Here is a 13,472-nt window from a genome sequence, read left to right on the forward strand (position 1 = left end):
CTCGTCGAGTCGCGGATCCGGCCGGCCGTCATCGCCGGGGTGATGATCGTCGTCGTCGCCCTGCTGATCATCCTGCGGATGTCGATCGAGACGTTCAGGGGCGGCCGCCGCCGGCCCTAAACTCCGATCGGCCCACCCCCCTTCCGAAGGACCGCCTCGTGACCAAGCCCGTCGTCCTCATCGCCGAGGAGCTCTCTCCCGCCACGATCGACGCCCTCGGGCCCGACTTCGAGGTCCGGCACTGCGACGGCGCCGACCGGGCCGTCCTGCTTCCGGCGCTCGCCGAGGCTGACGCCGTCCTCATCCGGTCCGCGACGCTGATGGACGCCGAGGCGATCGCGGTCGCCCGCCGGCTCAAGGTGATCGCCCGCGCGGGCGTCGGTCTCGACAACGTCGACGTCCCCGCCGCGACCCTGGCGGGTGTCATGGTCGTGAACGCCCCGACGTCCAACATCACGTCAGCGGCAGAGCTCGCTATCGGGTTGCTGCTGGCCACTGCTCGCAACATCGCCCCGGCCAACCAAGCGCTGAAAGCCGGGGCGTGGAAGCGCAGCCAGTACGGCGGCGTCGAGCTGCTCGACAAGACCCTCGGCATCGTCGGCCTCGGCCGCATCGGCGCGCTCGTCGCCGAGCGGCTCAAGGGCTTCGGTATGCAGGTCGTCGCGTACGACCCTTACACGACACCGGCGCGCGCGGCGCAGATCGGGGCCAGGCTGCTCAGCCTGGACGAGCTGCTCGCCGTCTCGGACTTCATCACCGTGCACCTGCCCAAGACCCCCGAGACCGTGGGCTTGATCGGGGTCGAGGCGCTGACCAAGGTCAAGCCGACCGTCCGGATCATCAACGCGGCCCGCGGCGGCATCGTCGACGAGCAGGCACTCGCCGACGCGCTGCGGGACGGACGTGTCGCTGGCGCCGGCATCGACGTCTTCGCCAAGGAGCCGACGACCGAGTCACCGCTCTTCGCCTTCGAGTCCGTGGTCGTGACGCCTCACCTCGGCGCCTCCACCGACGAGGCGCAGGAGAAGGCGGGCGTCTCCGTGGCGAGGTCGGTGCGGCTCGCTCTCGGCGGTGACCTCGTGCCTGACGCCGTGAACGTCGCCGGGGGAGCCATCGACGAGGAGGTGCGTCCCGGAATTGCGTTGGTGGAGAAGCTCGGTCGCATCTTCAGCGCGATCGCCGGCCAGGTGCCGGTCCAGCTGGACGTCGACGTCAAGGACGAGATCACGGCGCACGACGTCAGCGTGTGGAAGCTCTCGGCGCTCAAGGGACTCTTCCAGGATGTCGTCGAGGACCAGGTCTCCTACGTCAACGCCCCGGTCATCGCGGAGCAGCGCGGCTGCGAGGTCCGGCTGATCACCGCCCTGGCCAGCGAGCAGTTCCGCAACGTCACGACCTTGCGGGGGACGCTCGCCGACGGCTCGGTCGTGTCGGTCGCAGGCACGTTGACCGGCCCACGGATGACCCCGAAGATCGTCGGCATCAACGGCTTCGACCTCGAGGTCCCGTTGACGGACCATCTCGCGATCTTCGTCTACTCCGACCGCCCCGGAGTCGTCGGCCAGGTCGGTCAGGTGCTCGGTGACGCCGGCATCAACATCGGCGGGATGCAGGTGGCTCGCGACGAGCAGCAGGACGCCGCCCTGGTGCTGCTCAACCTCGACGCCGCGCTGCCCGTCCCGGTCGCCGCGGAGATCGCCGAGCTCGTCAAGGCCGAGACGTTCTCCGTCGTCAACCTCTGACTCGGTCGTCCGCATGGTGGGATCAGCGACTCATGTACGTGGACGTCCACGTAATCTCGACGCCATGACGCGTCAGCACATCCTTATTGCCTGCCGCGGCGAATCCTCCTAGTCAGCGATCTCGCCGCGGTGATCCCGCGCCTGCCCCTCGCTGACATCGGCTCACCGCCACCCGGTTCGAGCCCGAGCGCACCGCCGGCCCAACCACCGGTCGATGTCCTCGAACACCATTGCACGGCAACCGATTTGACGAAAGTAGCGATCATCATGAGCGAAGAGGCCCAGAAGGCCCGCCAGGCACTGCAGGAGTCCATGGACCTGCGCGACCAGGGCCACTCGGACGAGTGAGCCACGTGGGCGTTCGTCATCTGAGACGGCCGTCCCATCCCGCAAGACGCCGACCTACCCTTGGAGGTATGGCCATGCTGCAGACCGAGACCCCACCGGCCCCCACCACCACGGCGCCCCTGACCGCGCTGAATCTCGCGGTGATCGGTGGTGACGGCATCGGACCGGAGGTCGTCGCGGAGGGGCTCAAAGCCCTCCAGGCCGTCACCGGCCCCAGCGGCTTGACGATCGAGACGACCGACTACGACCTCGGCGCCCGGCGCTGGCACGCCACTGGCGAGACCCTGCCGGAGAGCGTCCTGGCCGAGATCCGGGCCCACGACGCCATCCTCCTCGGCGCGATCGGCGACCCATCGGTCCCGAGCGGTGTCCTCGAGCGCGGCGTCCTGCTGCCACTCCGCTTCGCCCTCGAGCACTACGTCAACCTCCGTCCGGCCAAGCTCTACCCGGGCGTCGAGAGCCCGCTCGCCGTCGACCGCGTCGCCCCCGACGGCATCGACTTCGTCGTCGTGCGCGAGGGCACCGAGGGCCCCTACGTCGGCAACGGCGGCACGATGCGCACCGGCACCCCGAACGAGATCGCCACCGAGGTGTCGATCAACACCCGCTTCGGTGTCGAGCGCGTCGTGCGGGACGCCTTTGCCCGGGCGCAGGCCCGCCCGCGCCGCCACCTCACTCTCGTCCACAAGCACAACGTCCTCGTCAACGCCGGGCACCTGTGGCGGCGCACGGTCGAGGAGGTCGGGGCGGACTTCCCCGACGTCGAGACGGCATACCTGCACGTCGACGCCGCGACCATCTTCCTCGCGACCGACCCGGGTCGTTTCGACGTCATCGTCACGGACAACCTCTTCGGCGACATCATCACCGACATCGCCGCCGCGATCGTCGGGGGCATCGGACTCGCCGCGAGCGGGAACATCAACCCCGACCGCACCTGGCCGAGCATGTTCGAGCCGGTGCACGGGTCCGCCCCGGACATCGCCGGCCAGCACAAGGCCGACCCGACCGCGACGATCCTGTCGGTCGCGCTGCTGCTGGAACACATCGGCCGGGTCGACGACGCCCGCGCGGTCGAGGCCGCGGTCGAGGCCGACCTCGCGACACGGGGCACGACCCCCCGCACGACCCAGGAGATCGGCGACGCCATCGCGTCGCGGCTCGCCTGACCCGCCTGCCCCCGGTCCCGCCTGACCCGGGTCAAAGCCTGACCCGCCTGACCTTTATCGGGTGACCCGATAAAGGGTCGCTCTCCTGGAAAACGGTTGTCCAGCGGAGCGTCCCCTTCTCGGGCTCCCCGAACAACGGGACGCTTCACTCGAGAACGGTTGTCCAGCGAAGCGTCCCTTTATCGGGTGACCCGATAAAGGGACGGGCGTGCCGGGCCGTTTGTGTTTCCCCGACGTCCGCCGAGTAGCCTTCCGCAAAACAGACAGCACCACCCTCAGACGCCGCCCCCACCACGCGCAGCACCATCCGTCCGACGACGGCCGCCTTCACCTCGGCCCCCGCGGACCAGTTTTCCGGAAGGTCCCCCCATGACCACGACGCTCTCCCCGACAGCCTCGCTGACCTTCGACGTGTCCCGCCGGCCCGACCCCCTGCCCGACGCGGAGCGCGAGGCGATCCTCGCCGACCCGGGCTTCGGCAAGAAGTTCACCGACCACATGGTCACCGCGACCTGGCGCCAGGGTGAGGGGTGGAAGGACGCGAAGGTCGTGGCATACGGACCGCTGTCGATCGACCCGGCCTGCGCCGTGCTGCACTACGCGCAGGAGATCTTCGAGGGGATGAAGGCCTACCGGCACGCCGACGGCTCGATCTGGACGTTCCGCCCCGAGGCCAACGCCGAGCGCTTCCAGCGCAGTGCCCGACGCCTGACGCTGCCCGAGCTGCCGGTCGCCGACTTCATCGGGTCGTTGCGCGCGCTCGTCGAGGTCGACCAGGCCTGGGTCCCCGAGCCGGGAGCGACGGGCGAGAAGAGCCTCTATCTGCGGCCGTTCATGTTCGCGTTCGAGAACTTCCTCGGCGTCCGCCCGTCAGCGGAGGTGCTCTACGCCGTCATCGCCTCGCCCGCCGGCGCCTACTTCGCCGGCGGCGTGAAGCCCGTCTCGCTGTGGATCTCGACCGACTACGCGCGAGCCGGAGCGGGTGGCACGGGCGCGGCGAAGTGCGGAGGCAACTACGCCTCGAGCCTCGCCGGACAGCTCGAGGGCGCCGAGCACGGTTGCGACCAGGCCGTCTTCCTCGACTCCTCGACCCAGACGCTGATCGAGGAGCTCGGCGGGATGAACCTCTTCCTGGTCTACAAGGACGGCCGTCTGGTCACACCGGCGATGAACGGCACGATCCTCGAGGGCATCACCCGCAGCTCGATCCTCGAGCTCGCGACAGACCTCGGGCTGACCCCCGAGGAGCGGCAGATCCCGATCCAGGAGTGGAAGGACGCGGCCGCCTCGGGTGAGCTCGCCGAGGTCTTCGCCTGCGGCACCGCGGCGGTCGTCACCCCGGTGGGCGAGCTGAAGTGGGCCGGTGGCAGCGTCGACCACCGCGGGCCGGGCCACGTCGACGAGGTCGCCCTGAAGATCCGCACGCAGCTGCTCGACATCCAGTACGGCCGCGCGGAGGACACCCGTAACTGGCTGACGCGGCTGGCCTGATCGGCCGGAACCGTTGACCCGCCAAAGAATCACCCCGACACGCCCAGACAAGGTGATTCTTTGGCCAGCCCCGAGATAGCCGCTCGCCTGACCGCCCACGGTATGCCGCGTGTCGTCGCCACCGATCTCGACGGCACGCTGCTGCGCACCGACGGGTCGGTGTCCGACCGCACCCGGCGGGCCATGGTTGTGGCCGAGGAGACCGGCCTTCGCACCGTCCTGGTCACGGCGCGCCCACCGCGGTGGCTCGATGACCTCGAGTCGATCGTCGGGGCCCGCGGCGTGGCGATCTGCGGCAACGGGGCCTTCGTCTACGACGTGCCCAGCCGGACGGTGACGGCGGACTACGGGTTCGACCCGGACGCCCTCGCCCTCGTCCTCGTCGACCTGCGCCGGGAGCTGCCCGGGATCAGCTTCGCCGCCGAACGGGCCTCCGGCTTCGGGCTCGAAGACGGCTACTCGAGCGATCACCCGGTGCCGGCCAACGCTCTCCGCGGACCGATCGACGCCCTCCTCGGCGAGCCGGTCGGCAAGCTGCTGGCGCGGCATACCGGGATCGCGGACGAGGCCTTCCGCGCCGCCGTCGCCACGGTCATCGGGGAGCGCGGCATCGTCGCCTACTCCGGCGCCGACGGGCTGGCCGAGATCTCCGCCCCCGGGGTGACGAAGGCCGCTGGACTGGCGCGCTGGTGCACCGAGCTCGGGATCCCGGCCACAGCCGCCTGGGCCTTCGGCGACATGCCCAACGACCTGCCGATGCTGCTCTGGGCCGGCACCGGGGTCGCGGTGGCCAACGCCCACCCGGACGTCCTGGCCGCCGCCGACGTGGTCTGTCCCGCGAACGACGACGACGGGGTGGCCCAGGTCCTCGAGATGTTGGCCTAGCGGCCCACTCCGAGGTTGCGCTCTTGCGGGCGGCTCAAGGGCGACCGGTGCGGACCTCGGCCACGGTGGTGAAGGCCCAGACGTCGTCGAGCAGCCGCTGCGGGGTCTCGACCTGGGGAAGGTGCCCGGCCGTCTCGATGAGGTCGAGGCGGGCGCCCGGAATGGCGTCGGCGTAGGCCTGCCCGTGCTCTGGCGACACGACACGGTCGGCGGCTCCCCAGACGACGAGCGTGGGGGAGGCGATCCCGGGCAGTCGGCCGCGCAAGGTCGGCTCGCACATCGTGGTGCCGCCGTAGACCTCGAGCGCCACCCGGTTGCCGGCCATCGCGGCCTTGGCTCGCGCCGGAAGGGTGTCGAGGTTGATCCGGAACCGCTCCGCCTCGAAGTAGGACCGGTCCGTGACCTCGGCCATGGTGAGCGCGAAGAAGTCGACGATCGGGTGCTCGTCGATCTGCAGCCCGACCGCGTCGACCAGCACGACGCGGCCGACCCGCGGGTTGGCGAGCAGCGCGAGCTCCGCGGCGATCCAGCCGCCGATCGAGTTGCCCACCACGGTGACGTCAGCGAGCTCGAGCTCGTCGAGGAGCGCGGAGTACACCGCGGCGAGCCCAGTCATGCTGTCGAGGGCCGCGGGACGGGGGGTGCCGCCGAATCCCGGGTGGATCGGGGTGATGACCCGGGCCCCGCGGCTGCCGGCGAGCAGGTCGGCGAAGGCGGAGACCGAGGCCGGCCCGGCGCCGCCGTGCAGCAGCAGGAACGGGCGGCCGTGGCCGCGTTCGGTCATGGTCACCTCGACGGGACCCAGTCGGGTAGCCAGGGTCACGGTGCGGGTCGTCGTGCTGGGAGCGGTCGTGGAGTTCATGCGCCAGACCCTATCTCAATATATTGATATAAGGAGGTTGTCTGGACTGAGTATCGTGGCCTCATGGCCACGCGGACGCTGCAAGAGGTGGGACTCGGCATCAAGAGGGCCCAGCACCGCCACCATCGGGCGCTGGACAGCCGGCTCTCAGTGCTGGGTCTGTCGCTCGTGCAGTGGGATGCGCTGCGCCACTTGGCTGCTCACCCCGACGCATCCCTCCACGACCTTGCCCAGCTCACCTTCCAGAGCGACCAGGCCTGCGGCACGCTCGCGAGCCGGATGGTCGACCGCGGCCTCATCGAACGACTGGACGGACCTGGTCGCGCCGTCCGCCATCGGGTGACGCCCAGGGGCCGACGGCTGCTCGACCAGGGGGCCGCCGTGGCCGACGCGGTGTTTGCCGAGTCCTTCGGTGGCCTGTCGGCACGTCAGATCGCAGCGCTGGCGTCGCTGCTCGACAAGGTGAACGCCCACCCCCTGACCTGAGATCAATGGTCTGTGGGCAGACCATTGACGGGAGGCGGGTTAAGGGTGTTTCCTGTGCCACACCCCGATCGCGCCGCGGAAATGGTCCGCTGCCGGACGTCTTGAGGTGAGCCTGTGAGCGCTTTCCCCAGTACCACTCCGCCCGACCAGGCGCCGGAGCAACCGCATGACGCCGACTCTGCGCTGCTGGCCGAGCTCGGCTACCGGCAGGAGCTGCACCGGGGGATGAGCGGTTTCTCCAACTTCGCCGTCTCCTTCTCGATCATCTCCATCCTCTCCGGCGCCATCACCACCTACTACCTCGCGATGGACGCCGGCGGCCCGATCGCGATCAACATCGGCTGGCCGGTCGTCGGCATCTTCGTCCTCTGCGTCGCATTGGCGATGGCCGAGATCTGCTCCTCCTACCCCACGGCGGGCGGTCTCTACTTCTGGGCCGGTCGACTGGCGGGCTCCCACAAGCGCGTCTGGGCCTGGTATGTCGGGTGGTTCAACTTCCTCGGCGAGGTCGCGGTCACTGCCGCGATCGACTACGGCGCGGCGATCACGTGGATGGCCCTGCTCAACCTCGTCTTCGGCACCACGGTGTCTCCGGTTTCGACGTTCGTCGCCTTCGTCGTCATCATCGCCCTGCACGGCCTGCTCAACACCTTCGGCGTCAACCTCGTCCGCGTGCTCTCCAACGTCAGCGCCTGGTGGCACGTCGCGGGCGTCGCGGTCATCGTCGCGATCCTCGCCTTCGTCCCGGCCCAGCACCAGAGCATCGCCTGGACCTTCACCGAGTTCCGCAACGAGACCGGCTTCAGCAACCCCGTCTACGCCGTGCTCATCGGTCTGCTCATGGCGCAGTACACCTTCACCGGGTACGACGCGTCGGCGCACGTCGCGGAGGAGACCCGGGGCGCGGCGACCGAGGCCCCCAAGGGCATCGTCCGCTCGGTCTGGGTCTCGATCATCGCGGGGTGGATCCTGTTGATCGCCATCACCGCGGCGATCCAGGACTATGCCGGGGAGCGTGGCTCCGCGACCGGCCTGCCGCCCGCGCAGATCTTCATCGACGCCGCAGGCGGCACCCTCGGCAAGTTCATGCTGTTGATCTGCGCCATCGCCCAGTTCTTCTGCGGCATGGCGTCCGTGACGGCGAACTCCCGCATGTCGTATGCCTTCTCGCGCGACGGGGCACTGCCCGGCTCGCGGATCTGGGCCAAGGTCAACCCCCGGACGGGCACCCCCACCAACTCCATCTGGCTGTGTGTCGTCTGCTCGGTCGTCCTCACCCTGCCCGCGCTGCGCACCGCCGTCGCCTTCGCGGCCGTCACCTCGATCGCCGTCATCGGCCTCTACATCGCGTATGCCGTGCCGGTCTTCCTCCGCCGTCGCAACCCCCACTTCCGCGACGGCCCGTGGACCTTGGGCAGGTGGAGCCCGCTCATCGGCTGGATCGCCGTGGTGTGGGTCGTGTTCATCGTCGTGCTCTTCATGCTGCCGGCCTACGCTCCCGGCTCCTTCGGTGACAACACCTTCAACTACGCGCCCATCGCTGTCGTCGCGGTCCTCCTCTTCGCGACGGCGACGTGGTACGCCGGCGGGCGGCAGCACTTCATGAAGGACGTCCCCGCCGGCCACGACACCCGCCCCGCGAGCGAGCTGCTGAAGGACTGAGCCTCCAGTCCCGTGACCCTCCCCGAAGTCCTCCCCCACCCGGCGCCGCGTCGGCTGTCCGACGCGGTGCTGCGCTCGGCGACGACCAACGTCTTCGAGTCCACCGTCGAGCAGCTCGCTACCGCGGTGCGCCTCGGCGTCTTCGCCCGCGGCGAGCAGCTCCCCCCGGAGCGCGAGCTCGCGGAGCGCCTCGGCGTCAGTCGGGTCACCCTGCGCGAAGCCATCGCGGCCCTCCGGGACTCGGGCCTGGTCACGACGCGACGGGGACGCGGCGGGGGCACCGTCGTGGTCTACGACGGACCGCAGATGGCCGCGGAGCACCCTGCCGGCGGCATCCGCGGGCGGCGGGGGGCCGCGCTCGCGGACGCTCTCGAGTTCCGACGGGTGGTCGAGCCGGGCGCCGCCGCCCTCGCCGCGAGGCGTTCCCTCGCCGGCGACCAGCGGGCCTGGCTGCGCGCGACCCTTCACGAGACCGCCGCCGCGACCGACCCGGCCGTCCACCGGCTCGCCGACTCCCGGCTCCACCTCGCGGTGGCCACCCTCTCGGGGTCACCGATGCTCATCGAGGCGGTGACCCGCGCCCAGGCGGCACTGCACGAGCTGCTCATCGCCATCCCGGTCCTGCCCCTCAACATCGCGCACTCCGACGCCCAGCACCAGCAGATCGTGGACGCGATCCTGGGCGGGGACGCGGAGACGGCACGGGTGACCATGGAGGAGCACTGCGATGCGACGTCGGCCCTGCTGCGGGGACTGCTTGGATGAGTGTCGTGACCGAGGACCAGAGAGGCAGTGACGTCGGATGAGCGCACCACGACTGAGTGTCGGGGGCCTGCGGGCCGAGATCGAGTCGGGGTCGATCGACACCGTGGTCGTGGCCTTCACCGACATGCAGGGACGGCTGCAGGGCAAACGGATCCACGGCCCCTACTTCCTCGACACCATCCTCGGCCACGGCACCGAGGGCTGCAACTACCTCCTGGCCGTCGACGTCGACATGAACACCGTTGACGGCTATGCCATCTCGTCGTGGGAGCGCGGTTACGGCGACATGATGTTCGACCTCGACCTGACGACCCTGCGCCGCACCCCCGGTCAGCGGCACTCCGCGACGATCCAGTGCGACCTGTCCTGGCTCGACGGCAGCGGACCCGTGCGGCCGTCGCCCCGGTCGGTGCTGCGGACGCAGGTCGATGCGGCGGCGGAGCTGGGCTGGACGGCATACGCCGGCACCGAGCTCGAGTTCATCCTCTTCGAGGACTCCTACGAGCAGGCCTGGGACCGCAGCTATCACGGCCTCACCGGAGCCAACCGCTACAACGTCGACTACTCGATCCTCGGTGGCACCAAGGTCGAGCCCCTGCTCCGGGAGATCCGCAACGAGATGTATGCCGCGGGCGTCAGCGTCGAGAGCGCCAAGGGGGAGTGCAACCTCGGGCAGCACGAGATCGTCTTCCGCTTCGACGAGGTCATCCGCACCTGCGACAACCACTCCATCTACAAGACCGCCGCCAAGGAGATCGCCGCAGCGCACGGGCAGTCGCTGACGTTCATGGCGAAGTACGACCAGCGCGAGGGCAACTCGTGCCACATCCACCTGTCGCTCCGCGGTCAGGACGGGTCCTTGGTCTTCGCCGACGACACGCGGGAAGGCGGACGCAGCGAGCTGTTCGAGCACCTCATGGCCGGCATCCTCGCGACGATGGAGGAACTCACCCTGCTCTATGCGCCGAACATCAACTCCTACAAGCGTTTTCAGCCGGGCTCGTTCGCGCCCACCGCCGTGGCCTGGGGGACGGACAACCGGACCTGTGCCCTGCGGGTGGTCGGTCACGGAGCGGGTCTCCGGGTGGAGAACCGGCTCCCCGGTGGGGACGTGAACCCCTACCTCGCCGTCGCGGCCATGCTCGCCGGCGGCCTCCACGGCATCCGTGAGCAGCTTCCCTTGGAGCCCGCGTTCGTCGGCAACGCCTACGCCTCGGACAAGCCGCAGGTGCCCGCCACGCTGGGCGAGGCACGCGACCGTTTCGCCGCGTCCGCCGTCGCGCGCCAGGCCTTCGGCGACGACGTCGTCGACCACTACGTGCACGCCGCCGACGTCGAGATCGCCGCCTTCGGCGCGGCCGTCACCGACTGGGAGCGGGTCCGGGGGTTCGAGCGGCTGTGAGCACCACGCTGCACGAGGTGGTCAACCCGGCCACGGCCCGGGTCCTGACGAGCGTGGCCCTCGCCGGGGTCGAGGAGACCGACGCCGCCATCGCCCGGGCCGTCGCCGCCGGGCCCGCCTGGCGCGCCGTGAGCCCACCCGATCGGGGCCGAATGCTGCGCCGGTTCGCCGACCTCGTCGACGCCCATCTCGAGGAGCTCGCGCAGCTCGAGGTGGTCGGCGCCGGCCACACGATCGGCAACGCGCGGTGGGAGGCCGGCAACGTGCGCGACGTCCTCACCTACTACTCCGCCGCCCCCGAGCGCCTGTTCGGACGGCAGATCCCCGTCGCTGGGGGCATCGACGTGACCTTCCACGAGCCGCTCGGCGTGGTCGGGATCATCGTGCCGTGGAACTTCCCGATGCCCATCGCCGGCTGGGGTTTCGCACCCGCTCTCGCGGCCGGCAACACCGTGGTCCTCAAGCCCGCCGAGCTCACCCCGCTGACGGCGATCCGGCTCGGCGAGCTGGGGCTCGAGGCCGGGCTCCCCGAGGGCGTCCTCACCGTGATCCCGGGTGCCGGACCGGTGGTCGGCGAGCGCTTCGTCACCCACCCGGCGGTCCGGAAGGTGTGCTTCACCGGCTCCACCGCGGTCGGGCAGCAGATCATGCGTGGGGCCGCCGACCAGGTCAAGCGCGTCACCCTGGAGCTCGGCGGCAAGAGCGCCAACATCATCTTCGACGACGCCGACCTGGAGCGCGCGGCGGCGACCGCCCCCTACGGCGTCTTCGACAACGCCGGCCAGGACTGCTGTGCGCGAAGCCGGATCCTGGTGCAGCGCAACGTCTTCGACCGCTTCATGGAGCTCTTCGAGCCGGCGGTCAAGGGCGTCGTGGTCGCCGACCCGGCGCTGGATACGACCGAGATGGGGCCGCTCATCAGCGCCGGGCAGCGGGCCACCGTGCGGTCCTACGTCGAGGACGCCGAGCAGCCGGTCGACGTCGCCTTCCGCGGCGAGGCCCCCGACGGCGACGGCTTCTGGTATCCCGCCACCGTCGTGCTGCCCACCTCCACGGCCGACCGGGTCTGGCACGAGGAGGTCTTCGGGCCGGTCGTCGCGGTGCTGGCGTTCGACGACGAGGCGGACGCGGTCGCGAAGGCGAACGACACGGCATACGGGCTGGCGGGGTCGATCTGGACGCGCGACGTCGGCCGCGCGCTGCGGGTGGCCCGCGCGGTCGAGGCCGGCAACCTGTCGGTCAACTCGCACAGCAGCGTCCGCTACTCGACGCCGTTCGGCGGCTTCAAGCAGTCGGGGCTCGGCCGCGAGCTGGGTCCGGACGCGCTCGACGCCTTCACCGACGTGAAGAACGTGTTCATCTCCACCGATTCCTGAGAAATCAACGAGAGCAGGGAGACCAGCAGCCATGGCGGACAGGGCAGGACGACTCGACGGGCGGGTAGCCGTCGTCACGGGCGGGTGCAGCGGCATCGGCCTCGCGACGGTGCGACGCTTCGCGCAGGAGGGGGCCCACGTCGTCATCGGCGACCTCGACGAGGCGACCGGGCCTGCGGTGGCAGGGGAGGTCGACGGGCTCTTCGTCCGGACCGACGTGACCTCACCGGAGGATGTCGCGGCGTTGTTCCGCGCGGCCAAGGACACCTACGGCAGTGTCGACGTCGCCTTCAACAACGCCGGCATCTCGCCGCCCGACGACGACTCGATCCTCACCACCGGCCTCGAGGCGTGGAAGCGGGTGCAGGAGGTCAACCTCACCAGCGTCTTCCTCTGCTGCCAGGCCGCGCTGCCCTACCTGCTGGAGCAGGGCCGCGGCTCGATCATCAACACCGCGTCCTTCGTCGCCGTGATGGGAGCCGCCACCTCGCAGATCTCCTACACGGCCAGCAAGGGAGGCGTCCTCTCGATGTCGCGCGAGCTCGGGGTGCAGTTCGCCCGCGAGGGGGTGCGGGTCAACGCGCTCTGCCCCGGGCCGGTCGACACGCCGCTGCTGCGCGAGCTCTTCGCGAGCGACCCCGAGCGCGCCGCCCGACGGCTGGTGCACATCCCCATGGGCCGGTTCGCGGACCCCGACGAGATCGCGAGCGCCGTGCTCTTCCTCGCCAGCGACGACTCGAGCTTTGTCACCGCGTCGCAGTTCCTCGTCGACGGGGGCATCTCGGGCGCCTACGTCACCCCCCTGTGACTTTCCGGCGGCCGGTCATCGGCGTCACGACCTACATCGAGTCGGCGAGCTGGGCGGCGTGGGTCGGCGTGAAGGCCGCGCTCGTCCCCCACGCCTACGTGCGCCAGCTCGAGGAGGCCGGCGCCGTAGCGCTCCTCGTGCCGCCGCGAGCGGAGGTCGACGAGGCGTTCGCCCACGACGTGCTCGACCGCCTCGACGGGCTGGTCATCGCCGGTGGCGCGGACGTCGAGCCCCGCCGGTACGGGGCCATGCCGGACCCCTCCGTGCAGGTGGTCCGGCCGGACCGCGACGACCTCGAGCTGCTGCTCGCCCGGGTGACGGCCGAACGACGCACTCCGGTCCTCGGGATCTGCCGGGGGATGCAGGTCATGGCCGTTGCCGCCGGGGGACAGCTCGAGCAGCACGTGCCCGACCGGGCCGGCACGATCGCGCACCTGGGCTCTCCCGGGACCTACACGCATCACCCGGTCGCTACG

General features: G+C 70.4%; 13 protein-coding genes. 12 read left to right on the forward strand and 1 reads right to left on the reverse strand.

All coding sequences use genetic code 11. The annotated features are described in order from the left end of the window. The first annotated feature begins 158 nt into the window (after window positions 1-158). The 5 genes from serA to Q0R63_RS19250 all read left to right on the forward strand — a co-directional run bounded on the left by serA (window position 159) and on the right by Q0R63_RS19250 (window position 5,635). Window positions 159-1,742, forward strand: coding sequence for a phosphoglycerate dehydrogenase (gene serA / locus Q0R63_RS19230; RefSeq protein WP_295700958.1), 1,584 nt, complete (start codon window positions 159-161; stop codon window positions 1,740-1,742). A 246-nt stretch (window positions 1,743-1,988) separates the two neighbouring features. Then, window positions 1,989-2,090 (forward strand): 3-isopropylmalate dehydrogenase, encoded by a 102-nt coding sequence (locus Q0R63_RS19235; RefSeq protein ID WP_295700960.1) that lies wholly within the window; start codon window positions 1,989-1,991, stop codon window positions 2,088-2,090. 74 nt (window positions 2,091-2,164) lie between these two features. Then, entirely contained in the window at window positions 2,165-3,259 is a 1,095-nt protein-coding gene (locus Q0R63_RS19240; RefSeq protein WP_295700992.1) for a 3-isopropylmalate dehydrogenase, read from the forward strand. A gap of 369 nt (window positions 3,260-3,628) precedes the next feature. After that, a complete protein-coding gene (locus tag Q0R63_RS19245; RefSeq protein ID WP_295700963.1) occupies window positions 3,629-4,750 on the forward strand; it encodes a branched-chain amino acid aminotransferase in 1,122 nt (373 codons plus the stop codon). A gap of 60 nt (window positions 4,751-4,810) precedes the next feature. After that, window positions 4,811-5,635, forward strand: a complete 825-nt coding sequence (locus Q0R63_RS19250) for an HAD family hydrolase (protein ID WP_295700965.1) — start codon at window positions 4,811-4,813, stop codon at window positions 5,633-5,635. Between the two features lie 34 nt (window positions 5,636-5,669). Here Q0R63_RS19250 and Q0R63_RS19255 read toward each other — a convergent pair whose 3' ends face one another. After that, window positions 5,670-6,497 carry an alpha/beta hydrolase gene (locus Q0R63_RS19255; RefSeq protein ID WP_295700966.1) on the reverse strand — a complete coding sequence of 276 codons (828 nt, stop codon included), beginning with the start codon at window positions 6,495-6,497 and terminating at the stop codon, window positions 5,670-5,672. Window positions 6,498-6,560: 63 nt separating this feature from the next. On the opposite strand from Q0R63_RS19255, the gene Q0R63_RS19260 reads away from it, so the two are divergent. The 7 genes from Q0R63_RS19260 to Q0R63_RS19290 all read left to right on the forward strand — a co-directional run. Then, a complete protein-coding gene (locus tag Q0R63_RS19260) occupies window positions 6,561-6,983 on the forward strand; it encodes a MarR family winged helix-turn-helix transcriptional regulator (RefSeq protein WP_295700969.1) in 423 nt (140 codons plus the stop codon). Window positions 6,984-7,097: 114 nt separating this feature from the next. Beyond that, window positions 7,098-8,645, forward strand: a complete 1,548-nt coding sequence (locus Q0R63_RS19265) for an amino acid permease (protein WP_295700972.1) — start codon at window positions 7,098-7,100, stop codon at window positions 8,643-8,645. A 12-nt stretch (window positions 8,646-8,657) separates the two neighbouring features. Then, window positions 8,658-9,410 carry an FCD domain-containing protein gene (locus tag Q0R63_RS19270; protein ID WP_295700975.1) on the forward strand — a complete coding sequence of 251 codons (753 nt, stop codon included), beginning with the start codon at window positions 8,658-8,660 and terminating at the stop codon, window positions 9,408-9,410. 37 nt (window positions 9,411-9,447) lie between these two features. Further along, the gene (locus tag Q0R63_RS19275; RefSeq protein WP_295700979.1) at window positions 9,448-10,812 is read left to right on the forward strand and encodes a glutamine synthetase family protein; all 1,365 of its coding nucleotides are present in this window, start codon (window positions 9,448-9,450) and stop codon (window positions 10,810-10,812) included. Then, window positions 10,809-12,188 carry an aldehyde dehydrogenase family protein gene (locus Q0R63_RS19280; protein ID WP_295700983.1) on the forward strand — a complete coding sequence of 460 codons (1,380 nt, stop codon included), beginning with the start codon at window positions 10,809-10,811 and terminating at the stop codon, window positions 12,186-12,188. The genes Q0R63_RS19275 and Q0R63_RS19280 overlap by 4 nt, the downstream gene beginning before the upstream one ends. A gap of 31 nt (window positions 12,189-12,219) precedes the next feature. After that, the gene (locus Q0R63_RS19285; protein ID WP_295700985.1) at window positions 12,220-12,996 is read left to right on the forward strand and encodes a 3-oxoacyl-ACP reductase; all 777 of its coding nucleotides are present in this window, start codon (window positions 12,220-12,222) and stop codon (window positions 12,994-12,996) included. After that, on the forward strand, window positions 12,993-13,472 hold a 480-nt coding region (locus tag Q0R63_RS19290), incomplete at its 3' end, for a gamma-glutamyl-gamma-aminobutyrate hydrolase family protein (protein ID WP_295700989.1). The genes Q0R63_RS19285 and Q0R63_RS19290, both read left to right, overlap by 4 nt.

Origin of the sequence: Lapillicoccus sp., assembly GCF_025353065.1 — a bacterium.
Lineage (GTDB): Bacteria > Actinomycetota > Actinomycetes > Actinomycetales > Dermatophilaceae > Lapillicoccus.

Coding starts and splice junctions, on each gene's coding strand:
- Q0R63_RS19240 (WP_295700992.1), top strand. CDS start 2,165: ATGCTGCAGACCGAGACCCCACCGGCCCCCACCACCACGGCGCCCCTG.
- Q0R63_RS19260 (WP_295700969.1), top strand. CDS start 6,561: ATGGCCACGCGGACGCTGCAAGAGGTGGGACTCGGCATCAAGAGGGCC.
- Q0R63_RS19285 (WP_295700985.1), top strand. CDS start 12,220: ATGGCGGACAGGGCAGGACGACTCGACGGGCGGGTAGCCGTCGTCACG.
- Q0R63_RS19275 (WP_295700979.1), top strand. CDS start 9,448: ATGAGCGCACCACGACTGAGTGTCGGGGGCCTGCGGGCCGAGATCGAG.
- Q0R63_RS19245 (WP_295700963.1), top strand. CDS start 3,629: ATGACCACGACGCTCTCCCCGACAGCCTCGCTGACCTTCGACGTGTCC.
- Q0R63_RS19255 (WP_295700966.1), bottom strand. CDS start 6,497: ATGAACTCCACGACCGCTCCCAGCACGACGACCCGCACCGTGACCCTG.